Annotated in this window: 32 protein-coding genes and 1 pseudogene; 20 read left to right on the top strand and 13 right to left on the bottom strand. The window is 65.7% G+C overall.

The features are described 5' to 3' along the window. Positions 1-83 precede the first annotated feature (83 nt). From KXD97_RS00770 to KXD97_RS00755, 4 genes are all read right to left on the bottom strand, one after another. A complete protein-coding gene (locus tag KXD97_RS00770) occupies positions 84-1,487 on the bottom strand; it encodes an IS1380 family transposase (protein WP_260754786.1) in 1,404 nt (467 codons plus the stop codon). 258 nt (positions 1,488-1,745) lie between these two features. Beyond that, positions 1,746-3,149, bottom strand: a complete 1,404-nt coding sequence (locus KXD97_RS00765; protein WP_260752814.1) for an IS1380 family transposase — start codon at positions 3,147-3,149, stop codon at positions 1,746-1,748. 177 nt (positions 3,150-3,326) lie between these two features. Beyond that, positions 3,327-3,731 (bottom strand): group III truncated hemoglobin, encoded by a 405-nt coding sequence (locus KXD97_RS00760; protein WP_260755020.1) that lies wholly within the window; start codon positions 3,729-3,731, stop codon positions 3,327-3,329. Beyond that, complete coding sequence (locus tag KXD97_RS00755; protein ID WP_260755019.1) at positions 3,728-4,549, bottom strand: class I SAM-dependent methyltransferase; 822 nt, start codon at positions 4,547-4,549, stop codon at positions 3,728-3,730. Before KXD97_RS00755 ends, KXD97_RS00760 begins: the two co-directional genes overlap by 4 nt. Before the next feature lie 50 nt (positions 4,550-4,599). On the opposite strand from KXD97_RS00755, the gene fdxA reads away from it, so the two are divergent. Genes fdxA through KXD97_RS00735 form a run of 4 tightly spaced genes read left to right on the top strand, consistent with a single transcriptional unit; the run spans position 4,600 to position 6,353 of the window. Beyond that, positions 4,600-4,944 carry a ferredoxin gene (gene fdxA / locus KXD97_RS00750; protein ID WP_260755018.1) on the top strand — a complete coding sequence of 115 codons (345 nt, stop codon included), beginning with the start codon at positions 4,600-4,602 and terminating at the stop codon, positions 4,942-4,944. Continuing rightward, the gene (locus KXD97_RS00745) at positions 4,941-5,570 is read left to right on the top strand and encodes a metalloregulator ArsR/SmtB family transcription factor (protein WP_260755017.1); all 630 of its coding nucleotides are present in this window, start codon (positions 4,941-4,943) and stop codon (positions 5,568-5,570) included. The genes fdxA and KXD97_RS00745 overlap by 4 nt, the downstream gene beginning before the upstream one ends. Further along, a complete protein-coding gene (locus tag KXD97_RS00740) occupies positions 5,567-5,992 on the top strand; it encodes a hypothetical protein (protein WP_260755016.1) in 426 nt (141 codons plus the stop codon). Before KXD97_RS00745 ends, KXD97_RS00740 begins: the two co-directional genes overlap by 4 nt. Before the next feature lie 19 nt (positions 5,993-6,011). Next, the gene (locus KXD97_RS00735) at positions 6,012-6,353 is read left to right on the top strand and encodes a cupin domain-containing protein (protein WP_260755015.1); all 342 of its coding nucleotides are present in this window, start codon (positions 6,012-6,014) and stop codon (positions 6,351-6,353) included. A 46-nt stretch (positions 6,354-6,399) separates the two neighbouring features. On the opposite strand, the gene KXD97_RS00730 is transcribed toward KXD97_RS00735, so the two are convergent. Further along, entirely contained in the window at positions 6,400-6,843 is a 444-nt protein-coding gene (locus KXD97_RS00730; protein WP_260755014.1) for a hemerythrin domain-containing protein, read from the bottom strand. Positions 6,844-7,082: 239 nt separating this feature from the next. Between KXD97_RS00730 and KXD97_RS00725 the strand changes: the two genes are divergently transcribed. Beyond that, complete coding sequence (locus tag KXD97_RS00725) at positions 7,083-7,427, top strand: hypothetical protein (RefSeq protein ID WP_260755013.1); 345 nt, start codon at positions 7,083-7,085, stop codon at positions 7,425-7,427. 204 nt (positions 7,428-7,631) lie between these two features. Here KXD97_RS00725 and KXD97_RS00720 read toward each other — a convergent pair. Continuing rightward, a protein-coding gene (locus KXD97_RS00720) for an IS3 family transposase (RefSeq protein WP_260755012.1) occupies positions 7,632-8,770 on the bottom strand; the annotation gives its coding sequence in 2 pieces (ribosomal slippage) (positions 7,632-8,500 and positions 8,500-8,770; 1,140 coding nt in all). Between the two features lie 434 nt (positions 8,771-9,204). On the opposite strand from KXD97_RS00720, the gene KXD97_RS00715 reads away from it, so the two are divergent. Next, a complete protein-coding gene (locus KXD97_RS00715; protein WP_260751415.1) occupies positions 9,205-10,290 on the top strand; it encodes an IS630 family transposase in 1,086 nt (361 codons plus the stop codon). On the opposite strand, the gene KXD97_RS00710 is transcribed toward KXD97_RS00715, so the two are convergent. Beyond that, positions 10,279-10,593, bottom strand: a complete 315-nt coding sequence (locus KXD97_RS00710) for a hypothetical protein (RefSeq protein ID WP_260755011.1) — start codon at positions 10,591-10,593, stop codon at positions 10,279-10,281. The two genes, KXD97_RS00715 and KXD97_RS00710, sit on opposite strands and share 12 nt — an antisense overlap. Before the next feature lie 175 nt (positions 10,594-10,768). Further along, complete coding sequence (locus KXD97_RS00705) at positions 10,769-11,113, bottom strand: hypothetical protein (protein WP_260755010.1); 345 nt, start codon at positions 11,111-11,113, stop codon at positions 10,769-10,771. 275 nt (positions 11,114-11,388) lie between these two features. Here KXD97_RS00705 and KXD97_RS00700 point away from each other — a divergent pair, with 275 nt between their 5' ends. Both KXD97_RS00700 and KXD97_RS33240 read left to right on the top strand, forming a co-directional pair. Further along, on the top strand, positions 11,389-11,514 hold the full coding sequence (locus KXD97_RS00700) for a hypothetical protein (protein WP_260755009.1): 126 nt from the start codon (positions 11,389-11,391) through the stop codon (positions 11,512-11,514). Between the two features lie 231 nt (positions 11,515-11,745). Beyond that, positions 11,746-12,664 (top strand): annotated as a pseudogene (locus KXD97_RS33240) (IS5 family transposase). A 615-nt stretch (positions 12,665-13,279) separates the two neighbouring features. Here the strand turns inward: KXD97_RS33240 and KXD97_RS00690 are convergent. The 3 genes from KXD97_RS00690 to KXD97_RS00680 form a co-directional block, all read right to left on the bottom strand. Further along, positions 13,280-14,149, bottom strand: coding sequence for a mechanosensitive ion channel family protein (locus KXD97_RS00690; RefSeq protein ID WP_260755008.1), 870 nt, complete (start codon positions 14,147-14,149; stop codon positions 13,280-13,282). Positions 14,150-14,310: 161 nt separating this feature from the next. Further along, positions 14,311-14,790, bottom strand: coding sequence for a hypothetical protein (locus tag KXD97_RS00685; RefSeq protein WP_260755007.1), 480 nt, complete (start codon positions 14,788-14,790; stop codon positions 14,311-14,313). Further along, the gene (locus KXD97_RS00680; protein WP_260755006.1) at positions 14,778-15,359 is read right to left on the bottom strand and encodes an RNA polymerase sigma factor; all 582 of its coding nucleotides are present in this window, start codon (positions 15,357-15,359) and stop codon (positions 14,778-14,780) included. The genes KXD97_RS00685 and KXD97_RS00680 overlap by 13 nt, the downstream gene beginning before the upstream one ends. Positions 15,360-15,570: 211 nt before the next feature. Here KXD97_RS00680 and KXD97_RS00675 point away from each other — a divergent pair, with 211 nt between their 5' ends. From KXD97_RS00675 to KXD97_RS00620, 12 genes are all read left to right on the top strand, one after another. Next, positions 15,571-16,044, top strand: a complete 474-nt coding sequence (locus tag KXD97_RS00675) for an Asp23/Gls24 family envelope stress response protein (protein WP_260755005.1) — start codon at positions 15,571-15,573, stop codon at positions 16,042-16,044. Beyond that, positions 16,045-16,353 (top strand): hypothetical protein, encoded by a 309-nt coding sequence (locus tag KXD97_RS00670; protein ID WP_260755004.1) that lies wholly within the window; start codon positions 16,045-16,047, stop codon positions 16,351-16,353. After that, positions 16,350-16,619, top strand: a complete 270-nt coding sequence (locus KXD97_RS00665) for a hypothetical protein (protein ID WP_260755003.1) — start codon at positions 16,350-16,352, stop codon at positions 16,617-16,619. Before KXD97_RS00670 ends, KXD97_RS00665 begins: the two co-directional genes overlap by 4 nt. Before the next feature lie 54 nt (positions 16,620-16,673). Further along, positions 16,674-16,853 (top strand): hypothetical protein, encoded by a 180-nt coding sequence (locus KXD97_RS00660; protein ID WP_260755002.1) that lies wholly within the window; start codon positions 16,674-16,676, stop codon positions 16,851-16,853. Then, positions 16,846-17,223, top strand: a complete 378-nt coding sequence (locus KXD97_RS00655; RefSeq protein ID WP_260755001.1) for an Asp23/Gls24 family envelope stress response protein — start codon at positions 16,846-16,848, stop codon at positions 17,221-17,223. The genes KXD97_RS00660 and KXD97_RS00655 overlap by 8 nt, the downstream gene beginning before the upstream one ends. Further along, positions 17,220-17,843, top strand: a complete 624-nt coding sequence (locus KXD97_RS00650) for an alkaline shock response membrane anchor protein AmaP (RefSeq protein WP_260755000.1) — start codon at positions 17,220-17,222, stop codon at positions 17,841-17,843. The genes KXD97_RS00655 and KXD97_RS00650 overlap by 4 nt, the downstream gene beginning before the upstream one ends. A 3-nt stretch (positions 17,844-17,846) precedes the next feature. Next, positions 17,847-18,416, top strand: coding sequence for an alkaline shock response membrane anchor protein AmaP (locus KXD97_RS00645; RefSeq protein ID WP_260754999.1), 570 nt, complete (start codon positions 17,847-17,849; stop codon positions 18,414-18,416). 111 nt (positions 18,417-18,527) lie between these two features. Beyond that, the gene (locus KXD97_RS00640; protein WP_260754998.1) at positions 18,528-18,764 is read left to right on the top strand and encodes a CsbD family protein; all 237 of its coding nucleotides are present in this window, start codon (positions 18,528-18,530) and stop codon (positions 18,762-18,764) included. 105 nt (positions 18,765-18,869) lie between these two features. Continuing rightward, positions 18,870-19,148 (top strand): GlsB/YeaQ/YmgE family stress response membrane protein, encoded by a 279-nt coding sequence (locus KXD97_RS00635; RefSeq protein ID WP_260754997.1) that lies wholly within the window; start codon positions 18,870-18,872, stop codon positions 19,146-19,148. A 117-nt stretch (positions 19,149-19,265) separates the two neighbouring features. Then, on the top strand, positions 19,266-19,547 hold the full coding sequence (locus KXD97_RS00630) for a hypothetical protein (protein WP_260754996.1): 282 nt from the start codon (positions 19,266-19,268) through the stop codon (positions 19,545-19,547). A 22-nt stretch (positions 19,548-19,569) separates the two neighbouring features. Beyond that, entirely contained in the window at positions 19,570-19,932 is a 363-nt protein-coding gene (locus tag KXD97_RS00625) for a septation ring formation regulator EzrA (protein ID WP_260754995.1), read from the top strand. A gap of 88 nt (positions 19,933-20,020) precedes the next feature. Next, entirely contained in the window at positions 20,021-20,419 is a 399-nt protein-coding gene (locus KXD97_RS00620) for an STAS domain-containing protein (RefSeq protein ID WP_260754994.1), read from the top strand. A 429-nt stretch (positions 20,420-20,848) separates the two neighbouring features. Here KXD97_RS00620 and KXD97_RS00615 read toward each other — a convergent pair whose 3' ends face one another. Beyond that, complete coding sequence (locus KXD97_RS00615; RefSeq protein ID WP_260754993.1) at positions 20,849-22,990, bottom strand: integrase; 2,142 nt, start codon at positions 22,988-22,990, stop codon at positions 20,849-20,851. Continuing rightward, on the bottom strand, positions 22,987-24,702 hold the full coding sequence (locus tag KXD97_RS00610) for a hypothetical protein (RefSeq protein WP_260754992.1): 1,716 nt from the start codon (positions 24,700-24,702) through the stop codon (positions 22,987-22,989). Before KXD97_RS00610 ends, KXD97_RS00615 begins: the two co-directional genes overlap by 4 nt. Positions 24,703-24,744 lie beyond the last annotated feature (42 nt).

The raw sequence follows: 24,744 nt of genomic DNA, 5'->3' as shown, positions 1-24,744 counted from the left end.
GGTGGGCTTGTGAGCGTGACGTAACCGCTGGTCTGCCCAGCTTTTCCCTGTGCGCTCCGGTAGGGGCCTATTCGGCCAGGTGGTCAGGCTGTGGCCAGTAGAGGTGGATCGTAGCCGATGATGTTGCGCCACAGCGTAAGCCAGTGGTCAGCCCAGGGCCAGTGGCTCGGTAGGTGCAGAAGGGGTCGGCGTTGCGGTCGGACCAGGCGTGCGGGGACGGTGATGAGCTTGCGGCGCAGTGTGGCGCCCCGGGCGACTGCGTGGGCTCCACCGGCCAGGACGCCGGCGGCGCGCAGCAGGTTGTGGGCAATCGCGGCGCACAGGATCCACGCCGAGTTCGCTCCGAAACGTCCCGAAGGCATGTGAGCCAGGGGTCCATCGATCAGGTCGGCGAACACGGTTTCGATGATCGCGTGGCGGCGGTGGGTGATGTCGGCCGCAACGGTGGGTTCGTCGGTGTCGGTGAAGAACGGGTGATACCGCCACACCGGAAACAGCGCATCAGGAAAGCGGGCATCTTTGACCCGACGCACGATCAACCGGGCGGTCATCGGGTTGTCGGTGGAGGTGAAGGCGGTGTAGGTGGTCTCGGCGACTTCTGCATCGGAGATCCAGGCTCCCGTGTCGGGATCACGGACCGCTCCGGGGTATTCCACTGCAATCCAGGCGCTCTCGTCGATGGACTCGATGGCTGCAGCGACGGCGCGGGTCTTGGTCAGCACCAACGAGAACTGGGCACCGGCGCGGCGGCAGGCTGTGGCCACGGTGCTGTTGCCGTAGGCCGAATCGCCGCGCACCACAATCTGGCCGGTGACCCCGGCGGTGCGGGCGGTGGCGACGGCTTGGGCGATCATCCGGGCCGCACCCTTGCCGGAGTTGGCCTTCCCGGCTCGCAACCGGGCGCCGGTGATCACCGGCGCACTCGTGGCGGTGCTGATCGTGGTGACCAACGGCGACAGGCCCTTGCGCAGGATCTGCTTGCCCGCGATTTTGGTGTGTCCGTAGGAAGCACCTTGTTTGGCGTGGCCATAGACCGGACGCAGCAGTGAGTCGATGTCGAGGAACGCGCGCTCGCCGGCGCCAGGCAACAGATCGACCCGCGCGCAGAGTCCGGCCAGGTGCTCGCGCAAAACCGATTCGAGCTGGCGGGCGTGTCCGAAAGTAAACTCGCGCAACAAAGTTCCGATGGTCGAGGGTGCATACACGCCGCCGAACAGTGTCTTCATCCCACCTGCCCGCACCAGGTCGAGATCGTCAATGCAGTCCGCACCGGCACACATGCCCGCGATGACTGTGCTCAGCTTCGGTGCCGGGTTGGCCGCCCCGGACTTGATCCTCGGCTCGGCAATGACCACCTTGTCACGTAATAGCTGCGGCAAGGCAGTCTGGGCCGCCAGGGTCATCACCGGGACCAATCCAGCGCAGGACACGAGATGGTCATCATCGAAGACCGCCGACGACACAGCGAAACTATGGGACACTTTCACCGGAAGTGCCTTTCTGACCTGGACTGATTAGTGCGTAGAGAACACCAATCTTCCCAGTTCAAAGGGCACTTTCCTCATTCCGACACCCTGCGACCAGCCGATACATCGGTGGATCGAGGCTAAGCCTCGATCCACTGATGAATTGGGGTAGGTGTGCCTCGCTGGGCTGTTGAGGGCTGGTCCTGGTCGCGGGCAGGGGGTATCTGCTGGTCTGTCCAGCTGTTCCTGTGCGCTCCGGTCGGGCCTTTCGGCATATGGTCAGGTGGTGGCGATTTCTGGTGGGCTGTAGCCGATGGTGTTGCGCCACAACGTGAGCCAGTGCTCTGTCCAGGGCCAGTGCGCTGGTAGGTGCAGGATAGGTTGGCGTTGCGGACGGGCCAGGCGGGCCGGGATAGTGATTATCTTGCGGCGCAGTGTCGCCCCGCGGGCGACCGCGTGGGCACCTCCGGCCAGGACGCCGACGGCGCGCAGCAGGTTGTGGGCGATCGCGGCGCACAGGATCCAGGCCGAGTTCGCGCCGAACCGCCCCGAGGGCATGTGCGCCAAAGGTCCGTCGATGAGGTCGGCGAACACGGTTTCGATGATGGCGTGGCGGCGATGAGTGATGTCAGCGGCGTCGACGGGTTCGTCGGAATTGGTGAAGAACGGGTGGTACCGCCACACCGGAAACAGCGCATCGAGGAACCGCGCGTCTTTGACCCGGCGCACGACCAACCGGGCGGTCACCGGAGTCTTGGTGGAACCGAAGGCTGTGTAGGTGGTTTCGGCGACTTCGGCATCGGAGATCCAGGCGCCGGTGTCGGGGTCACGCACAGCACCGGGATAGTTCACCGGGGTCCACGCGGTCTCGGGAATTGCGTCAATGGCGGCGGCAACTGCGGCGGTCTTGGTCAGCACCAGCGAGAACCGGACACCTGCTCGGTGGCAGGCGGTGACCACGGTGCTATTGCCGTAGGCCGAATCGCCACGCACCAGGATCTGCCCGGTGACCCCGGCAGCACGGGCGGTAGCGGCCGCTTGAGCGATCATGCGGGCTGCGCCCTTGCCGGAGTTGGCCTTGCCCGCCCGCAACCTCGCCCCGGCGATCACCGGCGCACCGTGGTCGGTGCTGATCGTGGTGATCAACGGTGAGAGGCCTTTGCGCAGGATCTGCCTGCCGGCGATCTTGGTGTGTCCGTAGCTGGCGCCCTGCTTGGCGTGCCCGTAGACCGGGCGTAGTAGTGAGTCGATGTCGATGAACGCCCGTCCGTCGGCGCCGGGCAACAGATCGACACGCCCGCACAGCGCGGCCAGGTGTTCGCGCAGGACAGATTCGAGCTGGCGGGCATGCCCGAAGGTGAACTCCCGCAATAAGGTTCCGATCGTCGACGGGGCGTACACACCACCGAAGAGGGTCTTCATCCCACCCGAGCGCACAACGTCTAGGTCATCAATGCTGTCCGCGCCGGCGCACATCCCGGCGATCAGCGTGGTCAGCTTCGGTGACGGATGGGCCGCACCCGAACGGATCCGCTCACAGGTGAACCGGATCTTGTCGGCCAATAGCTGCGACAGACCGGTCTGGTCGGCCAGGGTCATCACCGGCACCAGCCCGGCGCACGACACGAGATGTGCATCATCGAAGACCGCCGACGACACGGCGAACCTATGGGACACTTGCACCGGAAGTGCCTTTCTGAACGTGGGCTGATCGAAGTGTGGTAACTCCAATCATCCCAGCTCAAAGGGCACTTTCCTTACATCAACACCCTCCGAACAGGCGATTCATCGGTGGATCGAGGCTAAAGCGTCCTCGATACCAACCCGCCGACTGGAATGCATGTGCGGGGAGCAACAAGTTCAGCCCACCAATAATGCGTCGAGTTCGCTTGCGTCGACGCCTCGCAGCCGGCGGTGCATCGCTTTGGCGATTCTGGCGGCCTGGATCGCCGCGCGTTCCGCGACAGGACCGTGGTACTTCTCGTCGATGGCGGCATTCCACAGTTGTAGCCAGCGCACAAAGTGGTTGGCGGACAATGGATGCCGATCGTGAAGCCGCCGATGAACCACCAGGGCGCTGCCGTGGTAGAGCCCCGCGCGGAACAGGACGGTCTCCCAGAAGTCGCACATCACCGCAAGATGCGACTCGAGCCCCTTCGCCCGTAACTCGATGAACGGTTCGGCGAGGACATCGTCGACGAACACCCGGCCGTAGAAGCGCCGCAACAACTCCTCCACGTCAGCACGGCTGGCCAGATCCGTCATAGGTCGCCCGATTTGCGCGCGACGATGGCCACGGCGGTCAATCGGTCGCGATGCTTGACGAAGGTGCGACGCATGCCAAGCACACGTCGGCGCGCATCGCGGTGGGTGAGCACATTCTTGGCGAACCGCAGCGCGCCGAGAAGGCCCTCGTCGGAAACCAGCCGTCGTGGTTGCAGCAGCGCCATGGGGGCGGTCTCGATGTGGTCCACGCGCAGGCCCTGGTCGGCCAGCAGCTGTTGCCACTCGGCGACGGTGAGCGGACGCGCGTTGACTTTGATCGACTTGGCTAGGGCCTGGCGGATGTCGGTCTTGACATCGTCGGGCAGCTCGTCGGGCGTCAGGGCGAGTTCGTGGATGGCGTATCGGCCCCCGCGCCGCAGTAGCCGCGTCGCCTCAGCGACGATGGCCGCCTTGGCTTTATCGTTCTGCATGGTCAGCATCGCCTCGCCGACCACAACATCTGCACTCCCGTCGGGTAGCCCGGTGTCGGCCGCGTCGGCGACGCGGGCGTGGCCGTATCCGGACACGATCGACCGGACCGCCGCGGCGGCGTTGGGATCCTGCTCGACTCCCACATAGGAACGCGGGCGGCGGTGAATGATTTCGGCTGCGGTGCGACCCAGTCCTGGTGCCAGTTCGACCACATCGCTGGCTGCTAGGTCGGCCAGCGCCAACAGTTTGTGGGTGAGTTCTGCCCCTCCTGGTCGAAGCACACGCTTGCCGAGGCGCGCCAGCAACCAGTGGCCCTGCACCGCGGCGTCGTGGCGAGTGGCCAACGGCAGGGGCAGATCGGCGTCGGCCGTGTCGCGCTGAGACATTCATATCTCCCTCTATGTTTTTACAGGTGCTGTTGTATAAACTCTAGTTCATGACATACGTGATTGGGAAGCCATGTGTCGACGTGATGGATCGGTCCTGCATCGAGGAGTGCCCGGTCGACTGCATCTACGAAGGCGGGCGCGCGTTGTACATCCACCCCGACGAGTGTGTCGACTGCGGCGCGTGTGAGCCGGTGTGCCCGGTGGAGGCGATCTTCTACGAGGACGACCTCCCCGAAGAGCAGGGGCCTCACCTGGCCGACAATGCGGCTTTCTTTACAGAATCTCTGCCCGGCCGCGACAGCCCACTGGGATCACCGGGCGGTGCGGCGAAAGTCGGTCCGCTCGGGGTGGACACGCCACTGGTGTCGGGGCTGCCGAGGGTACAAGAGTGAGTCGAGAAGGTGTGCTGGCCGTTTTGAGGGGTGCGACCACTGCGTTGACGATCCCGCAGATCGCCGATGAGCTTGGGGTGCATCCGAATACGGTCCGGTTCCATCTGGACACCCTGGTCACCGAGGGCCGGGTCGAACGTGTCGAGCCCGACCGCAGGCGCCCGGGCCGTCCGCCGCTGATGTTTCGCGCTGTGCGTGGGATGGACCCCGGCGGGACCCGGCGCTACCGAGTGCTCGCCGAGATCCTCACGTTGGCCCTTGCCGGGGACCGCAACGCCAGCGCCAAGGCACTCGAGGCCGGCCAGGCGTGGGCACGGCGGGTGACCGGCCCGACGAGAAAGGCGCCAGGCGCCCAACAGTCGATCAATCGGCTGGTCGAGTTGCTCGACGAACTCGGGTTCGCACCGCAACGACGGACAGCTCACGGGCAGCCGCAAATCGGGCTGCGTCATTGCCCGTTCCTCGAACTGGCGCAGGATCGCTCGGCGGTCGTCTGCCCGATCCACCTGGGGCTCATGCAGGGGGCGCTGGCGACGTGGAGTGCACCGGTCACAGTTGACCGGCTGGATCCGTTCGTGGAGCCGGACTTGTGTCTGGCCCACCTCACGCCGGCCGCGGCATCGTGAGTCCTGCGTCGGCGTTCGCGGTCGCTCTCACCTTCGTTTGGCTGGGCATGGTGCTGGCCATCTCGTTCCTGGAAGCGCCACTGAAGTTCCGGGCTCCGGGCGTAACGCTGCAGATCGGACTGGGCATCGGGCGCATGGTCTTTCGTGCGCTCAACACCGTTGAGTCGCTACTCGCCGTCGGCATCCTCGCTGCCTTGACGCTCAGTCGCCCATCAGTCAGCGTCGTCGTGGCGTTCGCGATCGCCGTCGTCGCGCTGGTCGGCCAGCTGCTGGGCGTGCGACCGCGGTTGGCGCGCCGCTCCGATGCGGTGTTGGCGGGCGACGAGGGGTCCCGCTCGCGCGCGCATTACGCGTACGTTTTGCTCGAAGTGGTCAAGGTGATCGGCCTTGCCCTCGGCGGAATACTGTTGCTGTCCGGCTGAACAGGAGAGATATCCCGAGATGGAATCAATTTCACTGATCGACATGGCCGAAGAGAAGCTGACCGAGGCGCGCACGGCGCACAGCGGCCGGGCTGCGCACACCATTCACGGTGGTCACGATCACGAATTGCGGCAGACGGTCATGGCGTTGGCGGCTGGGCAGGAGCTGGCTGAGCACGACAGCCCGGGTGAGGCGACGCTTCAGGTGCTACGCGGCCACGTCCGCCTCCACACGAAATCTGATGCGTGGGAAGGTAAGACGGGCGATCACGTAACGATCCCATCCGAGCGGCACGCGCTGACGGCGATTGAAGACTCGGTGATTTTGCTGACGGTCGTTGCGCAGCTTCCGCGCGCGTGATCACGCTGCGCGACACGTTCGTGGAGTCGGCCGGTGGTGCAGTCAATCACCGGGCGATCATGCGTCTGCCTGGGTGCGCGGCATGCCATGCGTCGATCGATGCGTCCCACTCGTCGCCGTCGAGCGCGGTCAGCGAGGCGGGGAAGAGTCCGTCCTCCTCCTTGCTGATGTGTTCATACAGGTCGGACATCGCGTCGCGGATGGCCTGCTTGCCGTCGGCTGTGGAGATCTCGACCGTGGCGAGCAGTTCGGCCAGCTCGCGGTGCTCGCGAACCAGTGGAGCGATGTGCTCTGCGTACATCTCCTCGCGCGACATCACCCGAAACAGCCCGGTTTCCTCGCCGAGCCAGTGCGCGGCCAGTTCTGTCGCCATCTCAGCGAGCAGGTGCCGTGCCTGGGCCAGGTCGCCCCGATCGATGGCCCGCACCGCGTCGCCGCCGAAGTTGATGGCACGTTCGTGTTCGGCGATGTAGTCGCGCAGCAGCGGCATCTCTCGACACCCGCAGTAGTGGCACATCACTTCCAAACGCTACGCGTCGGTCCGTCGGGGTGTCCGGACTCACCGGAGTCGGTGGTAGGCCGCCGTGGCAGCCATCGCGTCGTTCAACATCGAACGAACGGCCATGGTGAAGGCCGTCACCTCGACTCGATGTGTTGGTGCGCCGCACCGTCGAAATCGCCGCCGCCGACATAGACGGATGACCATTCGGCATCCACTGATATTTCGCATTGCCCGCAGCCGGCCGTCGCGGTGAGGTTGGGGCCCTGATCCTGGCCGCCCACGACGATGCGGGCCAACTCGTGCTGCTGGGTCAGGTGGGCACCGGTTTTAGCGGTGCCGAACGTCGCCGTCTGGCCACACTGTTGGCCGGGACCGAGGTCCCAGCGCCGCCGGTGGCGGAGGGGGCCTCGATGTCGGGGGTCCAGTGGTTCAAGCCGCGGTATGTCGGTGAAGTTGCCTACCGCGAGTATCACGCGGGCAAAGGTCTGCGCCACGCGTCGTGGAAGGGACTCCGTACTGCGCCCGTGTCGGGGGTGTGTTTGCCGCGCGATGCCGGCGCGGCGCCCGGCTGATTACGAGTGGGTGCCCCACCAGGCGTAGAGCTGGTCCAGCCGAGGGTCGGTGGGGCCACCGGATTGCACGTCGGCGATGAGCCGTTGCGCGTCGTTGGTCCACACCACGCGCGGGCGCCCATTGTTCAGCCCGCACAGCACGGTTCCGCGGGTGACGGCGGGGGTGTCGTTGCGTTGAGAGGGACCCGTTTGGTGGTCCAGTCGTTATGCGACTTTCGGTTGATGGGTCGCGGCCCACTGTAGGGCAAACTCGGCTGGGGTGCGGTCGCCATGGGCGGAGTGGGGCCGATTGGCGTTGTAATCGGCTCGCCAGTCCTCGATGATCACGCGGGCTTCCAGCAGCGAATCAAAGCGCCACAGGTTGAGCAGCTCGTCCCGCAGTCGGCCATTGAATGATTCGATCCAGGCGTTCTGCCACGGCGAGCCGGGATCGATGAAAAGTGAACCGGCACTGTTGAATCGGCACCAATCCGACACGGCATGCGCGACGAACTCAGGCCCGTTGTCGAAACGCACATAGTGCGGCGCCCCATGCGTGAGCGCCAGACGGTCCAAGACGTCGACGACACCGGCGGCGTCGATGGACCGATCCACCTCGATGGCGAGGGCTTCGCGGGTGAACTCGTCGATCACGTTGAGCATCTTGAGGGTGCGCCCGTTGGCGGTGGTGTCAAACTGAAAGTCCATCGCCCAGATCACATTCGGTCGGATTGGGGACATCGCACCGACGGCGACACCGATCCCGGTCAGCCGCTTCTTGCGGCGCCGCTGCGGCACCCGCAAGCCCTCCTCACGCCACAGCCGGCGGATGCGCTTGTTGTTGGCCTTCCAGCCGGCTCGCCGCGCCATCTTCGCGGCCCGGCGCCACCCCCAGCGCGGCCGGTCGACCGAGAACCGGCGCAGCCACGCCCGCAGCTCAGCCTCCTCGGTGGTGATCGGTGCCGGCGTCAGCCGCATCGTCGAGCGGTGCAAGCCGACCACCGAGCAGGCGCGGCGCTCCGACACCCCGAACCGCTCACGCAGCGCTATGACGGCGCTGCGCTTGCGGTTCGGGGTCAGAAGTTTCCCGACGAGATCTCCTTGAGCATGTCGATATCGAGGGCCTGGTTGGCGACCAGCTTCTTGAGCCGGGCGTTCTCGGCTTCGAGCTCCTTGAGTCGTTTGGCCTCGTTGGCCTTCATGCCGCCGTACTGGGCGACCCAGCGATGCCAGGTCGACTCGGTGATCTCCAGGTGCCGGCACACCTCACCGAGTTCCTGGCCGGTCCCGAGGAGCTTGTTGCCCTCGGCCAGCCTGCGGATGATCTGATCCGGAGTGTGCCGCCGGCGCTTGTTCGTTGCCATGTCGTCATTGATTCTTCCTGCCCGAGCACTCGGGCAACAGAGTCCCACAACGACTGGACCACTACAGGGGGCTCACCTCAGCGTCGCCACGGGCCGGGAGTTCACTCACCCACTCGACAGTTGTCGACGGATCTACCACGATCGCCTGATATGCGAGACAGAACGGGACAGCGGCTGGAATCAGGGGATCCGCCTCTGCGATGTGCGGGCCGTGCGAAAGACCGGTTCAAACGCGGTGACTGGGCCTCAGCGTGACTGACGTCTTCCCCTGTCGCGCGTAGGTCTGGCTCGCGATTCCCGTTCCATAGTCAGTTAACTCAGGTCCATCAGCGAACGTGACTTCACTTCGAGCCTGATCCGCGTGATCGAACGCGGTGGATCAAAAAGCCTAGTGTCCTGAGTCATTAATTGCGATCTAGTTGTTAGACTGGGTTGTGCCGACACCTCATGCCGCGAAGATTGTCTTGACCACTGACGAGCGGGCCGAGTTGGAGGGGTGGGCGCGGCGACGATCCAGTGCCGCGGGTCTGGCGATGCGGGCTCGAATTGTGTTGGCAGCCGCCGACGGTGGCTCCAACACCGAACTCGCCGATCGGCTGGAACTGTCGATCGGCACGGTGCGGCGATGGCGCAACCGGTTCGTCGAATTACGTCTAGACGGGTTGGTTGACGAGCCTCGCCCGGGTCGTCCGCGGGTCGTCGGCGACGACCAGATCGAAGCGTTGATCACCAAGACGCTGGAGACCACCCCGCCGGATGCCACTCATTGGTCGACCCGCTCGATGGCCGCTCATTTGGGGTTGAGTCAGTCGATGGTGTCGCGGGTCTGGCGAGCGTTCGGACTGGCTCCCCACAAGCAGGACTCATGGAAGCTATCGAAGGATCCGCTGTTCGTGGCCAAAGTCCGCGATGTCGTCGGCCTGTACCTGGACCCGCCGGAGCGGGCGCTGGTGCTCTGCGTGGATGAGAAGACGCAGATCCAGGCCCTTAATCGCACCCAGCCCGTGTTTCCGATGCTGCCCGGAACCCCGGCGCGAGCCAGCCACGACTACGTCCGCCACGGCACCTCCAGCTTGTACGCCGCCCTCGACCTGACCACCGGCAAGGTCATCGGCGCGCTGCACTCCCGGCACCGGGCCACCGAGTTCCTGGCCTTCCTCAAGAAGATCGATGCCGAAGTTCCCGACGATCTCGATGTGCATCTGGTCCTCGACAATGCCTCCACACACAAGACGCCTGCGGTGAAGCGTTGGCTGGCAAGCCATCCCAGATTCGTCCTGCACTTCACCCCGACCAGCTCTTCGTGGCTCAATCTCGTCGAGCGCTGGTTTGCCGAGCTGACCACCAAGAAACTGCGCCGCTCCACTCACACCTCGGTGCGGCAACTCAACGCCGATATCCGTGCCTGGATCGACACCTGGAACGACAACCCCAAGCCTTACGTCTGGACTAAGACCGCCGACCAGATCCTGGCAAGCATCGCCAACTACTGCAACCGAATTAATGACTCAGGACACTAGACCGCCTGTTGTCAGCACGGCCACTGCTGCCGCGGCGCTGACGATCACGGCGTGTCGGCGCTTCTCAACGATCATCGCTGCGCACTGGTTTTCGTAGTCCGTGGCAATGAAGCGATCAGGGCTGCTGTCGTTCAGGCGCCGATTATAGTCGTCGGCAGCTTCCGCGGCGGCACTGTCTGCCCGCAGCGCATCGCCGCATGCAATCGGCCGCCCGAGGTGATCCGCACTGGCTAACTGGATCGGCGTACTGAGCGCGATCGCCGCGCCGACTGTGATTGCCAGCGCGCTGCCGATGGCCAGCACCCACCGCAACGGATCATCCCTTCTGTCTCTTGAATGGTCGCGACAACCAACCAGCGTGATGGCGGCCGAACGCGCACGACGTAGTTAGCTTCTCTCCGCGTTGGCTTTGCCGGCCACCCGCAATCCCCTCCTCGTTGAGACGGCCGTGATCTCCGGTACTACCAATCAGGTTGTGCTAACCATGTTCGTCCAGGAAGGTGTCATAGGCTGCGGCGATGATCTGGGCGCTGGCGTCGGGGTGCTCGGCGGCAATAAGCGCTACTGCAGCTAAGGTTCGCGGTCCAAGGTCGATGGCGCACTCGGGTGGCCGACCCACGACGAGGGCAGTGTTGAGGGCGGTTTGGAAGCGCTGCCGTAGTGCAGGCAGCAGGGGATCGACGCCGCTGGAATGACTCAAACGGTCGAGCCTTCCGGCGAACACCCTCGCGATCCACTTTCCGTTGGCGACGAAACGTCGGCGCGTTGTCGAATTTGCCGGCGGATTCCGTTCAACGCGCCGTCTTCTGTTGTTGCCTGCCACGACAGATGCGGATACGAATCGCACAACCCGAGGTACATCCAGGAATAGGCTGACCATAGAACTCGGTAAACCACGCCGTGGTCGTCAGCAGTCTCGCTCACCACTGACCAGTCAGCGTCGCGATCAACCCGCAGGGCGCGTCCCCTCGGGGAGCGACTCACCGCGAGTCCTTCGGGGTGCCCACATCACCCTCCTGATAGCAGAGCCGACGTCAGTTAGCGACGGCCGACAATCTCGCCTTGGCAAACACTTGGACCCGATTCAAACACCAACACTTGAAGGTTGCAAAACGGCCAGGCTCCCCGGTCGCGTGGCTGACGTACTCGCTGGCCACTCTCGGTGGCGCGCTGGGTGCTGGATTGGAGACCGATGAGGTCGTGCGCGAAGCTGCCTACACCTAAGGCGGCGACGCAGACATCGTCGCCGACGCGGCCCGAGCGCGGTAGCGTGCCACTGCCACTACGTGAGGAAGACAGCGACCCGGCGTTTCGGCGAAGGTTGCACGGCCTGTCTGACGCTGGGCGATTCAGATCGCGGGATTCTCGTAACCGGCAGGCTTGTCGTCACCGGGACCGGCTAGGGCGTGTCTCCCTTATGGGACTCGGTTTTGAGGCGATGCTGTCGAGGTGACGATGGCTTCGCGGTTCCGGTTTTTCAATGATGCCCAGTGGGAGTTGATTTCGAGGCTGTTGCCCTCCAATGAGGGGCGTCGCGGGCACCCCTTTGGTGACGATCGACGGGTTGTCGAGGGCATCATCTACCGGTACCGGACCGGGATTCCGTGGCGTGACCTGCCTCGTTCGGAGTTCGGGCCCTGGCAGACGGTGTGGAAGCGCCATCGTCGCTACGCCGGTGACGGTACGTGGGATCGGGTGCTGATGGCACTGTTGGCGACCGCCGATGCCGACGGCCGATTGGACTGGACGGTATCGGTAGACGCCACGATCAACCGGGCGCATCAGCACGCGACGAACACGACCCGACCCGATCAGGACACAGGGGGCTGGGTCGAATTACACGAATCTGCCGCTGACCGAGTGCGAACCCGCAGGTCACGGTATCGGGCGGTCACGGGGTGGATTGACCACCAAGATCCACACCGCCGTCGACGGCAACGGTCGACCACTGGCTGTGGTGATCACCGGTGGGCAACGCAACGACCAGGCGATGCTGGCAGGTGTGCTCGACGAGATCGTCGTGCCGCGCCACCACGGACGGTCGCGTTCGCACCCGGATGCGGTGATCGCCGACCGCGCCTACTCCAGCGGGGTCGCACGACGGATGCTGCGCGATCGTGGGATCGCCGCGGTCATCCCGCAGAAAAGCGACGAGATCGCCGCACGGCTACGCCGTGGACGACGAGGCGGGCGACCGCCGGCGTTCGACGAGATCCGCTACAAGCAGCGCAATCTCGTCGAACGATCTTTCGCCCTGCTCAAACAATGGCGCGGACTGGCCACCCGCTACGACAAGCTCGCCATCGTCTACCGCGCCGCCGTAGTCCTCAGCGCGTGCATCATCTGGACACGCCATATGGGAGACACGCCCTAACGACTGGCGGCGACGTTGGCGGCGCGCCCACACCACCGCGACGGACACGATGACCACACCCAGCAGTATCGCGGTCTCAGGGCGCCCTGAGGTGCTGCGCACGCCGCGGCGGCGGGCCGCCGGCCGGCGCAGCCTGCGGCGAGCGCGGGTGGTGACGAGTGGCATCGGCCTGGACACTAACATCCTGCTTCCTTAGCGGCTTGCGCTCAGCGGGCGTCTTGCGGTGAACCGTAACCCGGCTATCCAATTCCAGCGCGTCCGCGGTACAGATGCGGTGCGGCGAGTCCGAACCTGAGCAGCAGGCCGACGGTGCCCCAGCAGCGCCTCCGGGCGGCCGCGCACGCGGACAGGCGGCAGCGAGTTTTCGCTGCACCGGCTATGGCTGGCACTTGTTCGTCATCGCCGCTGGATCGGGCATCAGCCTGTGTGGGCGTCTCGATGAGCGCGTCGGTGATTCGGTGTGCGACGGCGTCGCCGGCCGCTGCCCCCACCTGACGGCCCGCTCGCCGTGAGCGACCCAGACGCCGTGCGGGTGGCGTCTGGGTCGCTGTTGACGAATCGTCGGCCCTAGGCTGCACCGGAACCAGCGCCGCACAGGTGGATTCGGAGCAGCGGTCAGTACCCCTGCCGCGGGGGCGGATTGGTGCCGTAGGGCGGTTGCTGCTGCGCTGGGGGTGGGTAGCCGGGCTGCTGGTAGCCGTGGGGCGGCTCACCGCCCGCATGGGCGTGTCGCTGCCCGGAGGGGCCGTCGTAGGAGCCCGGCGCTGCTGCCCCGACCTGACCGGGTTGCTGCGGAGGCATCGTGCCGTGCGGGGAGGACACCTTGTCGCGGACGTTACGACTTTCCTGCTCGGCTTTGTTGAGGTAGTCCTCCCAGCGGTGCTGCATCGGTTTGATCAGGCCGCCGCCGACCCCGACGACCAGGATGCCGCCGATCGTGCCCAGGACCGCGACCAGCACCGGCAAGGTGACTGTCAGCGCGATGCCGATCTGGTTGAGCGCGGCGATGATTCCCAGGCCGAGGATGAACACGCTGGCGATGTTGGCCAGCATTCTGCCGTAGGACAGTCCACTGAGGCTGTTGGACAACAGATCTCGCACCGCGGCGGCGATCGCCGAGGCCACCACCACGATGATCAGGGCGACGAACAGTTTGGGCAGGAACGCGATCACTCCGCTGAGCAGTTCGCTGATGGGGTTGGGGCCGAACACCCCGAACGCCAGTTGCAGCACGAACAGCACCAGCGCGTAGTAGACGATCTTCCCGGCGATGGTTGACGCGTCGTATCGGCTGTTGGCCAGGGCGCGTTTGACTCCGCCGCGTTCCACCGCGCGGTCGAACCCGACCCGTTCCAAGATTTTGTCGACCGCCTTGGAGATCAGTTTGGCCACGATCAGCCCGATGATCAGGATCAGCAGGAAGGCCACCAGTTTGGGGGCGAAGGTGGCCACCGAGCGCCACATGTCGTTCAGAGCGTCCCTCATATACACGTCCATTCCCTAGAGAGCCACGTTGCGCGGCAGCCAATAGCGAAAGTCGTCGTAGTCTCGGCGTTTTACGAAAACCGGGGCACGTGACGTTCGGCGGAGTCAATTCCCTAATTTCTACGCAGGGAAACTCGCTCTTTTGGCTCGAGGGTGGCGCGCTATTCGGCGAGCGGGTTGCCCCGGACGATGTCGATGACGGCGACGTCGATCTGGTGCCCGAGGGCGGCCACTCCGAGAAGGTCGTCGAGGATGCCGGCGGCGAGGTCGCGGACGTGGTCGGCGACCTCGGTGAGCCGGTTGCCGTAGCGGCCGGTGATCGCGACACTGATGCGCTGCAGGTCGGTGCCGTCGAGGTGGACGTCGACGGCGGCAGGGGCGCAGATCTGATCGACGCGCAGTGCTGCGGCCAGGGCGGCGCGGATGACCAGATCGCTGACCGCGATGCACCCTGGCAGCGGCGGCTGCTGGGGGTCGGGGTCCTCGGCGGTCACCGGCCAGCCGGAGCGGGGGGTGTTGCGGACTGCGGCGATCACGGTGTCGGCGATGCGATCCCAGCCGGGTTCACCCAGCTCCCGCAATGCTTGTCCGGCGCGCGAGAGCAGTACGCCGAGCGGGTCGTCCCCGTTCATTGCTGCCATCGCTGCATCCTTCGTCGAAGAGTTGATTGAGCCCGGTGGTGATGTCCGCGCGCCGCCCCGGGACTCAAGTTCAGGGTCACGCCGATCTGGGGGAACGTCAAGCCGTCGATCTCCCGCAACACCCACACCGCGCGTTGACGGACCGGTAGCTCGGCCAGCGCACGTTCCAGGGCCTCGAGAAACTCGGTGTTGGACAACACGATCGCCGGATCTCGGGCCGCCGATGGATCGATGGGGTCGATGAGGCGGTCATCGATCGGTTCGGCGTAGCGCACTCGGCGTGAGTCGATGATCTTGCGGTCACAAATGCGGAACAGCCACGTCTTGAGGGCCGCTTCACCGCGGTAGTTGTCGATTTGACGCCAGGCGGCGACGAACGTCTCCTGGACCACGTCATCGACCCCGTCGCGGTCGCTGATCATGCGCCGAACATAACCGTAGAGCAGCGGGCCGTAGCGGTGCACGATCGTTTCGAACGCCGCGCGTTCACCCAGGGCGGCGGCCGCCGCCAGGGTGCGGTCACCCAGGTGCGTTGCCGCCGAGAGCGTTTCACGGGGTGGGGTGTCCACCAAGCCGTGACCTCCTCCCGAAAGCCGGCTCGCGGCGCGAGGTGAACCAGCCACACCCGCACAAGGGCTGAGACAAAACCTTTCACGCGCACCCGAAAAATCGGGTACATGTGTTCTACATCACAATCGTGCGGTCGGACGTGCACTTCGGTGATGCGGCCCCGTCTACGCCCATGTACCCCAGACGAGAATTGTGAAAGGAACCGTGCCCATGACGAGCACCCAGCCCCCCGCCACCGCGCCGAAGTCCCCGGCCGCGGCCGCCAGCGAAACCGCCCTGACCACGTCGCACGGAAAGACCACGATCGCCGACACGGTGGTCTCCAAGATCGCCGGCCTGTCCGCGCGCGAAGTCCACGGCGTCTACGACCTGGGCGGCGGCGCGCAGCGCATCGTCGGCCAGCTCCGTGAGCGCATCCCCGGCGCCACCGTCAACCACGGCCAGGGCGTGTCGGTGGAGGTCGGCGAGAAGCAGGCGGCGATCGACATCGACATCGTCGCCGAGTACGGGGTCGCGATCACCGATCTGGCCAGCGGGATTCGCCGCAACGTCATCGCCGCGATCGAGAAGATGACCGGCCTGGAGGTCACCGAGGTCAACATCACCGTCAACGACGTGCACGTCGAGGACGACAGCGACGACGACACCAGCACCGACAGCAGCCGCCCGGCGCGGGTTCAGTAAGTGACCGAGGGGTATGCGGCGACGCCGGCACCGCAGGAGCCCGCCGACCGGCTCGCCGCCGCGGTGCTGGCGGTTCCCGGCGTCGCCGCGCTGCACCCCGGCATGTTCGGCGAGGTCGGCACCTACCTACCGGGACGGCGCGTCGCCGGCATCCGCATCACCGACAACGTCGTCGACGTCCACATCGTCGTGGTGTTCGGCGTCGCGGTGCGCGACACCGCCGCCGCGGTCCGCGCCACCGTCAGCGCCCGGCATCCCGGCGCCGAGGTCAACGTCACCGTCGAAGACGTCGCCCCCGCCCCATCATGACCGACACCCCGCCGGGCGGGCAGCACGTGGCCGCCGACCGCGACCGCCACAGCGCTCGGCGCGCGGCAGCCTGGGCGCACCATCCCGATCGCGGCGGCTCCGCAGCAGACCTCATCGCCGCGCTGGCCGAGATCGACCGCCAACCCGACGGCGGACCACCCCCGGAGGTGGTGCTGATCATCCGGCGGTCGCGGCGCGCACGACTGCACCGCTGGCTCCGTCAGTGGCGGCGCCGACACACCAGCCGCCGCTACTTCACCCTCTAACGCCCCGACTGCTCTGTCTGACAACGACTTCCACCATGTGAGAGGACCACCCCAATGACCACTGCCACCGTAGGTTTACTGGCCGGGCTGCTGCTCGGCGTCGCCGCCGCCGCCGGCGGATTCACCGGCTTCCTGATCGCTGTGATCCTGGGCGCTATCGGCTACGCGATCGGCGGGCAACGCGACGGCGAATTCGACCTCGCCACCCTCCTGCGGGGACGCGGCCGTGGCTGACACCGCGCCCGCAGTCGACCACGACCCCGGCGGTCGGGGTTCGCTGATCGTGCATGACCGCGTCGCCGAACAGATCGCCGCCAAAGCCGCCCTCGACACCGCCGGAGTTCGGCTTCAGGCCAGCGGCCTGGACAAACTCACCGGACGCACCAAACCCAAGACCCGCGTCAGCATCGCCGCCGGACGCGTCCGCGCGAAAGTCGACATCGCCGTGCCCTGGAGCTACCAACTCAGCGCCGTCAGCGCCGCCGTGCGCGACAATGTCACCTTCGCGCTCTCGCACCTGGCCGGATTGCAGGTCGACGGCGTCGACGTGGCGGTCGCCGCCGTCACCACCAACGACGCCACCACCGGAAAGCGGGTCCAATGACCGCCCCCGAACACCTCGAACACGTTCCGTCGACACACTCGACCTCCGGGCCGCTGCACAACGGCACCCGCCAACCCGAGGCCACGCCACAATCCCCGGCATCGGCCCCGCCGCCGCTGGCACCGGCGGCCGCGCACTACGTCGGCGTGATCAGCGCCCTGCTGCTGATCGCCCTCGGCGCGGCCGGCATCCGCGACGGCATCGCCGCGGCCGGCTGGATCACCGGACCCTCCTGGACCCAAGCGGCCATCAACTGGTTCGACGGCCAATCCGCGGCCGGCTGGATGGTCCCCATCGGCGCCATCCTCGCCGCCGTCGGCCTCATTCTCGTCGGGACAGCGCTGTCCCCGCGCCGCCGCAAAGCCATCCCCGTGCAGGCCAAAACCAGCGTCTACCTCGACGTCGCCGACACCGCCAAACTCGCCGCCGCCGCCGCGCGCGTCGTTCCCGGCGTCACCAAGGCCACCGCCTCGGCGACCCGCCGCGCGGTCAAAGTGACCGCCCGCACCACCGGACCCGACGTCACCAAAGACGCCATCGCCGGCGCCGTCCGCACCGCCTTGGCGCCGCTGGCCTCAGCGCCACGCATCTCGGTGCGCACCCGAGTGGAAAGGCCCTGAACCATGACCGGTACCGCCACGTTCGTCGACCGCCTCGCCGCCCTGATCCTCGGCCTGTTCCTTCTTGTGCTGGGCGTGGCCATGATCATCTGGACGACTCACCTGATCGACGGCACCCCGGTCTACCTCACCGCCCCGGGGCTGATGACCGCCGCCCAAACCGCATGGTGGCCCTGGGCCGTCACCGCCGCCGGAGTCCTGCTGGTGCTGCTCGGGGTGCGGTGGCTGATCGCGCACCGGCCCGCCCGTCGGGCCGGGGACCTCACCTTGGCCGACAGCAACCTTTCCGAAGGTTGTCTGTCGGCCAACCTCGGCTCTCTGGCTGACGCCGCGGCCGCCGAACTGCGCGAGCGCCCCGCGATCAAATCCGCCAGCGGCAAAGCCGTCATCGACCGCGGCAAACCCAGCATCCACCTCGACGTCACCGCCGCCGGCACCGACACCCTCGCCCACGCCGCCCACGCGGCCGACGAGATCGCCGCCACCACCGTCGGCATGCTCGGCGACTCCATTGCCGTGCAAACCCGCCTACACGTCAACACCCGCAAACCCAACCCCCGCCGGCTCGCGTGACCTCCGCCCACTAGCCCGGCACGCCCGGAACGCACCGAGCGCCACAGGTTTTCCCGCTCATGTACGGGCGGGAGAAGTCAACACACCACACCATCGAGAAGGGATAAACCCATGACAGACAGCAACAGCGGACCGGCCGAAGGCATCAAGGGCGTTGTCGAAGGCGTCAAGGGCAAGGCCAAAGAGGCCATCGGCGCGGTCACCGGCAACGACAGCCTGACCGAGGAGGGTAAGGCCCAGCAGGACAAAGCCGACGCCCAGCGCGACGTCGCCCAAAAGGAAGCCGAAGCCGAAGCCGCCCGCGGCGAAGCCAAGACCCACGAAGCACGCCAGAAAGCCGCCGAGTAGTCAAGTCGTGAGCTGCCCCGCCGCCCCGGCGGGGCAGCCAGCACCCCCGTCTCTCGACGCCGCGGTTCGCAGCACACGCGGCCCCCACCATCAAAGGAGAAACCCGTGATCGGAACCATCATCGGCGCCATCGTCGTCGGACTCATCGTCGGTGTGCTGGCCCGACTCGTCATGCCCGGCAAGCAGAACATCGGGGTCATCGTCACCGTGCTACTCGGCGCGATCGGCTCATTCCTGGGCACGTGGGTGTCCTACAAACTCGGATACTCCAACCAGAACGGCGGCTTCAAGATCATCCCGTTCCTTGTCGGAATCATCTTCGCCGTCATCCTCATCGCCGGCTACCTCGGCATCACCGGCCGCCGCAGCACCCGAACCCGCTAACCCGCGCGCCGCACCCCCGCCGCCGATCCAGCCGACAGGCCGTCAAGCCACGCCGGTGACAAGTCAAACACCCATCGGCGGCACTGCAAATGTCACCCGGCACTGAAAGGAACCGCCATGTTGGCACTCCTGAGTTCACCAGTGCGGCGCTGGCTGCTGGCCACGCTGCTACTGCCACTACTCGCCTTTGCCCTGGCCAAGGTTGGTCTCTACCTGCAACGCCGCAACGGCGGCGCCCCCACCCGACTGTCGCGGGCACTGCTCTCGGTGTCAGCCTTCACCCGGCGCCGCAGCAACCGCGGCAACGACCGGAACGACCTCATCGACAACCCGCGACCTGACACCCCACCCATCGCACCGCCGCCCGCGACGACCACCCTCGACGCGCCGCAGAAGTGACCACCTCCCGTTAGGACACACCATGGCCACCAAACGAGCCACCAAAAAGACCACCGGCAGCCGCAAGACTGCACCCACCACGTCGACCACGAAGAGGTCCGCTTCCCCGTCACGATCACGCACGGCGAAGGCTTCCACAAAGACCGGAAGCCGCGGCACCGCCAAGACCGCGACACCGCCGGCAGCCAGTGTTGCCGCCGCCCAGAAGGTGTTGCGCACGGTCGAACGCCGCGAAGCCGCGCTGCGCAAATCCCTTGACCAACAAACGAAGACCATCAAGAAGGTGAAGAAATCCCTCACCGAGCACCGCGACGCGGTCAAAGACCTCGAAACCGACCTCAAAAAGGTGAAGAAGACACGCAAGTCGGTGACCTCTGCCCTCTGAACGCCCTCCCGCCACCTACGTGACGGGAGGCCCGCACCGTGCCGGCCAAGCCGACGTGACCCAGTGTTCCGGCCTCGTCACCGTAACCATGACGTTCCGACGACCACGCACTCGACGGCGACACCGCGACCGTGCACGCTTCGTCTACAGAGTCGAACACAGCACCACCATCGTTGTCGCCCGTGGCGACATCGACGCGTCCAACGCCTACGATCTCCTCCAAGAAGCGCGCGGCCGCACCGTCATTCGTCACGCACCGCTGATCCTCGACCTCACCGCGGTCACGTTCCTCGGCGCAGACGGGCTGCGAACGCTCCTGGCCATCAGCCGACGACACGCCTCCACGGCAACCCCCTGGATCGTAGTACCTGGACCCGCGGCAAGCCGACTACTGCAGATCGGCGACACCGCGCGTCAGATCCCCACAGCCGAATCGGTCCCTGAAGCCCTCACCATCCTTTTTTCGGACGATCTCGTTAACGGTTAACGAGATAGTCCCAGATAGTCCCCGGTCATCGACATGGGTATTTGCGTGGCATTGAAGTAACGACGTTGGCTCCGGAGGTTTCGTGCGTGAGTTCGGTAATCACCGCTGAGAGCGTTCTAACCCTGCTTCGCAGGTGAGCATTTTCGGCAGCCAAATCCTGGTTGTGATTACGGGCCTGTGCAAGTTGACGTTGCAGAGCCTCGGCCGTGGCCGTGACGGGTCCGCACCCGACCGTCGCCTTGAACTCGTTGAGCAGATCGCTGTGATGTTCGTAGAGTCTCTGACGTGATATTCCCGATTCGTCGGCCAAGGCCACGACAGTGTGTGCGCCGCTGCTCCGCTCGGCTCTATTGTCTCGGAGGCGGTTGATAGCGGCCCGGACCAGTTGGCGTTCCTCGCCGTTGCCTGCGGTGACATTTCCCAGGAGGGTCATTCGTCTTCCCCGTCCTGCTGTGGCGTTGTCGGCGGTCGGCTGGATTCGTGTTCGGCGAGGGCCTTTCGGTGCTCGATCAGGCGCGTCTGAATTCGTTGCCGCAACGGCTCGGGGAGTTCGAGAGTCACCAGGTCGCGTTGGAGTGCCCTGACATGCTGGCGAAGGCTGGCTACGTCGCGGTCGGTATGGGCGGCGTTGACGCAGCCCAGACGGCATCGACTCCAGAAGGGTTCAGCGGAGCTGTCGCTGGGTTCCAGGCAGGCTGCGGTGGCGCGCCGGAACACGCACGTCACGACGGCGCCGTGGTGGATCTGCAAGTCCGGATTCTTTAATGCGTTAGCGACCTGACTCTTGGTGGTCACTGTTAAGCCCGCGAACGTGCGTGCCCGCTCGATGCGGGCCCGATACTCATCGGCCGCCGGGCCGGAGACGTGCTCGCCGCCTACGAGTCGTTGGGCATCGTCGTGGATGATCTCGGCACGGTGGAGGAACTGCTCGAAGGTGATGTCGTCGAGGAATCCCGAATCAGCGCCGCCGGCATAACCGTGGATCATTTGTGTGTGCAGGTGACCGTATTGCGTTGCGCCGGCGATCGTTCCGCCGGGCCGCCGCACGATGTGCCAGGCCAGTGTGCGGCGTAACCGCGGCACCTGGATCGTGCCGTTCGGGTCAGCGCCGATGAGCGGATGGCTGACTGCCGGAGCGATGTCACGGTTGAACCACCCGATGAAGCTGGTGATGTCGGTGTTGATGGAGCCGGGCGTCCTGGTCCGGGTAGCGCCGAAGAGGAACCGTTCCTGGGAGCACATGTTGAAAGCCGGGAATAGCAGATCGCTCACCGTGATCTGCTCGAGAACGCTGATGGCGTGGGCGGTTTCGTCGGTCACGACCCACGGGATCGTGGCCGGCGATCGGTTCCGACGCTGCTCATCGGCCTTCAACTGGTGACCGGACATGAGCGTCAACGCCAGTTTCGAGTCCCGACTGATACAGCCACGTCGTAGGTTCAGTGCCTCGCCGGTCCGAACACCCGAAAGGTAGGCGATCACGATGAAACAGGCAGTCGTGACGTGGCGAAGCAGATCGACGAGTGCACTCGCGCCGACTGGGTCTTCACGCCAGCGATGGGTGCCGATGGCGCTGAATGTGTCGACGCGCAACATGTCGACGTCGATCGGTAATCCATGCTTGGCCAGCAGGACTGACGTCTCTTTCATGCGTTTCAGTTCGGTGTGGTTAAGCCATCCGCCCACGGCTAGACCCTTCAGATCGACACTGGTCGTGCCGCCTGTCCGGATACCCGGAAGTGAGGCGTCATTGCGGCCCAGGGCAGCTAGCAGGCAGTCCAGTTGAGCCTTGGTGGTGTCGAACAGCGACACGGTACGGGTGGGAGCCCGACGAATGTCGGGTGCGATCTGGTGGGCCAGGCGCCGCATTGCGAGGAGTTTGCGCGCTGCGGGAAGGAGATCAGCCGCGACCGTGCGGGTCACCATCAACGCCGCCGAGAGCAGCGGCTCCATGACCTCGGGATGAATGCGCGGGGTTGTGTTCGGCTTGCCCCAGGATGACTCGTAGTTGGCGAGACCTCGTGCGCTCGCGCCGCCCCACAACGGCTCTGCGGGGAGCCGGCAATGCGGGGGCAGCGCTTCCCGGTACGCGTGCAGACGTTTGACGGCCTGCAGCGCCGAGCGTTTGGAGCCGGCGCTGACACCGCTGGTCTCGGTCACGTGGCGCAGATAGCCATCGAGGTGTTCGGTGCTGACCTGGCCGAACGATGTGACACCCATGTCCGCCAGCCATATCGCGAACCGTCGCAACGGCACCAGCTCGCCCAAGATCGTCTTGATGTGCGGATACAGCGATCGGGCACTGTCAAGGCGCGGTGGGTCGTCGACGATGTTGAGCAGGGCGAACAGATAGAGCTTGCAGGCGTGGCGAAACGGCGTCGGGAACCCCTCCCAGTGCACGGCTTGTCCCGCGCTGTGGCGGTCCTCGATCGCCGCGGACAGATCCCACACCGGGTCGCCGAATCGGCATCGGATCCCGTCGATATGAAGCGTGCGGTTGATCACGACCTCTGTTGCGGGGGCGACGGAGACACCAGCCACGACGTCGAGTGCTTCAGCTGTGCTCGTCATGATGCTTCAAGGTTTCCTGTCAGCAGGAGGTTGACCGTCTGGTGATCGGCGGCGGTGATGTCGTCTCGCGCGGCGCTCAGCTGGGCCTGCTCGTACTCGGCGAAAATGCCGTCCAGTTGAGCGAGAGGACCCGCGTGATCGGCGATCCACCGCTCGATGGGCATTTCTTGGCGCAGGCCGCGAAGCCGGTCGGCAACGACCAATTGAACAGGTAGGTGGCGCGGGAAGGCGCGAGCGTTGCTGCAGTCCAGGCATGCCATGAACGACTGGCGACACCGCTTACCGTCGACCGGCGAATGGTCGAAATCAGCGCACGCGCCCAGCACGGCGTCCTGGCCGGATCCGTCGTCGTCGGTATCCGGTTGCACCGTCATCGACCGTCGGGCCAGTGCGCGTGCAACCTGGTCATCGAGGGCCTCGGCGACGATCTGGAATCCCTCGTGGCGCACAGAGTCCATGCGACTCAGATAGCGCGCCAACGTGGCCGGGGTGTGAGATATGGGTTTTCGGACCTGCTCCAGGTAGGTCTTGCGCAGCCGGTCCATACTGATCCCGAGGAGCAACTCGTCATGCTCGGCACCGCCGGTCAGCCACGGCGCCAGCCACCGCCGTCGAGCATTCACCCCAGAGGCGGTGCTGCTGATGCCGTATCCGAAAAGTTTCCGTTCGGCATTATCAGGCTGGGCGCTAAAGTACACGAAGGCGTGCTGGGACCCGGTCAACGCGCGGGCCGGTTCAGTCAGTTCCAGCAGCACCATGAAGACTCCGTACGCGGTCGTCAGCGACGTATTGAGCACTGCAGCGCGCCGATTCTGGCCACCAAGCGGCCGCAGCTCGGGGCGCAACGCGGTCACCGGCACCGTCATCGCCGACCGTTTCCCACGGCGGGGCTTGTTGGCGCTGACGAACACGATGCCGGGCTCATCGGGACTGCTAGCGTGTCTGTGCGGCGCGGGCAGCGAGTCCAGCGTCGACAGATTCAGGCCCGTCAGGCCCGCGAGGAGAACACCAGATGCCCACGCCTCGCCCGGGCTGAGATGCAGGAACAACTGAAGGTGGCATCCACCGGCCGCGGCGGCTACTCGCCGCGTCACGTAAGCCCGTGCACCCGAGGCAGTACGAGGGAAGTCGCCCTCACGGGCGCAGTGGTCGAGCACTTCGGCCAGACTACGACGGGGGTCTGCGCGGGGTAGGTGATCGAACCGTCCCGCACGATAGTCGTCGACCATCTTCCAATGAGTCTTCAGCCGGGTCCGCGCCCGTCGAACCATTCCCCGTGCCACGACGTTGATGCGGCGCATCTCCTCCGCGGAGTAGGGCTGGCGTGCCGTGTTCGTCTTCGGGTGACGCACGCGCGTGAACGCCTGGCGTGCCTCGTCGGAGACGACGGGACTGCAGCGCAGCAGTGTCTTCAGGTCATGCAACGGGCCAGGACCGCTGGGTACCCGACACGACAAGGTGAGTAGCCGGGCATCCGAGGCGGACAAACCTGCCAGTCCCTGCAGTCCTGTTCGGTTTTCGGCGAGCCAGCAGCAGGCGTGCCGGGCAGACTGCCACAGCGCACCGGCGCCCCTGAGCCGCTTGGATACGCCCAGAACACCGGTGGCATCTTCGAACGCAGCCGCGAAATCGTGGCGGATTCCGTCGTTGCCGGGCAGGGACCCGAAGTCGAAGTCCTTCGACTGCGTACCGTCCTCGCTGACGAACGTCACGATCAGCCCGCGTCGCCTCGATTCGGGTCGCCACGCTGAATC

Source organism: Mycobacterium sp. SMC-8 (genome assembly GCF_025263565.1).
In the GTDB taxonomy this organism is placed as follows: Bacteria; Actinomycetota; Actinomycetes; order Mycobacteriales; family Mycobacteriaceae; genus Mycobacterium.
This window is presented reverse-complemented; position numbering and strand designations above follow the sequence as displayed.

Bases quoted from the DNA above. Each gene is read 5' to 3' on its own strand.
- KXD97_RS00730 (WP_260755014.1), bottom strand. From the start codon at position 6,843: ATGCCGCTGCTGCGCGACTACATCGCCGAACACGAACGTGCCATCAAC.
- KXD97_RS00650 (WP_260755000.1), top strand. From the start codon at position 17,220: ATGACCGCCCCCGAACACCTCGAACACGTTCCGTCGACACACTCGACC.
- KXD97_RS00630 (WP_260754996.1), top strand. From the start codon at position 19,266: ATGTTGGCACTCCTGAGTTCACCAGTGCGGCGCTGGCTGCTGGCCACG.
- KXD97_RS00640 (WP_260754998.1), top strand. From the start codon at position 18,528: ATGACAGACAGCAACAGCGGACCGGCCGAAGGCATCAAGGGCGTTGTC.
- KXD97_RS00665 (WP_260755003.1), top strand. From the start codon at position 16,350: ATGACCGACACCCCGCCGGGCGGGCAGCACGTGGCCGCCGACCGCGAC.
- KXD97_RS00760 (WP_260755020.1), bottom strand. From the start codon at position 3,731: ATGACGGATCTGGCCAGCCGTGCTGACGTGGAGGAGTTGTTGCGGCGC.
- KXD97_RS00675 (WP_260755005.1), top strand. From the start codon at position 15,571: ATGACGAGCACCCAGCCCCCCGCCACCGCGCCGAAGTCCCCGGCCGCG.
- KXD97_RS00615 (WP_260754993.1), bottom strand. From the start codon at position 22,990: ATGACGAGCACAGCTGAAGCACTCGACGTCGTGGCTGGTGTCTCCGTC.
- KXD97_RS00645 (WP_260754999.1), top strand. From the start codon at position 17,847: ATGACCGGTACCGCCACGTTCGTCGACCGCCTCGCCGCCCTGATCCTC.
- KXD97_RS00620 (WP_260754994.1), top strand. From the start codon at position 20,021: ATGACGTTCCGACGACCACGCACTCGACGGCGACACCGCGACCGTGCA.
- KXD97_RS00625 (WP_260754995.1), top strand. From the start codon at position 19,570: ATGGCCACCAAACGAGCCACCAAAAAGACCACCGGCAGCCGCAAGACT.
- fdxA (WP_260755018.1), top strand. From the start codon at position 4,600: ATGACATACGTGATTGGGAAGCCATGTGTCGACGTGATGGATCGGTCC.
- KXD97_RS00755 (WP_260755019.1), bottom strand. From the start codon at position 4,549: ATGTCTCAGCGCGACACGGCCGACGCCGATCTGCCCCTGCCGTTGGCC.
- KXD97_RS00660 (WP_260755002.1), top strand. From the start codon at position 16,674: ATGACCACTGCCACCGTAGGTTTACTGGCCGGGCTGCTGCTCGGCGTC.
- KXD97_RS00685 (WP_260755007.1), bottom strand. From the start codon at position 14,790: ATGGCAGCAATGAACGGGGACGACCCGCTCGGCGTACTGCTCTCGCGC.
- KXD97_RS00735 (WP_260755015.1), top strand. From the start codon at position 6,012: ATGGAATCAATTTCACTGATCGACATGGCCGAAGAGAAGCTGACCGAG.
- KXD97_RS00690 (WP_260755008.1), bottom strand. From the start codon at position 14,149: ATGAGGGACGCTCTGAACGACATGTGGCGCTCGGTGGCCACCTTCGCC.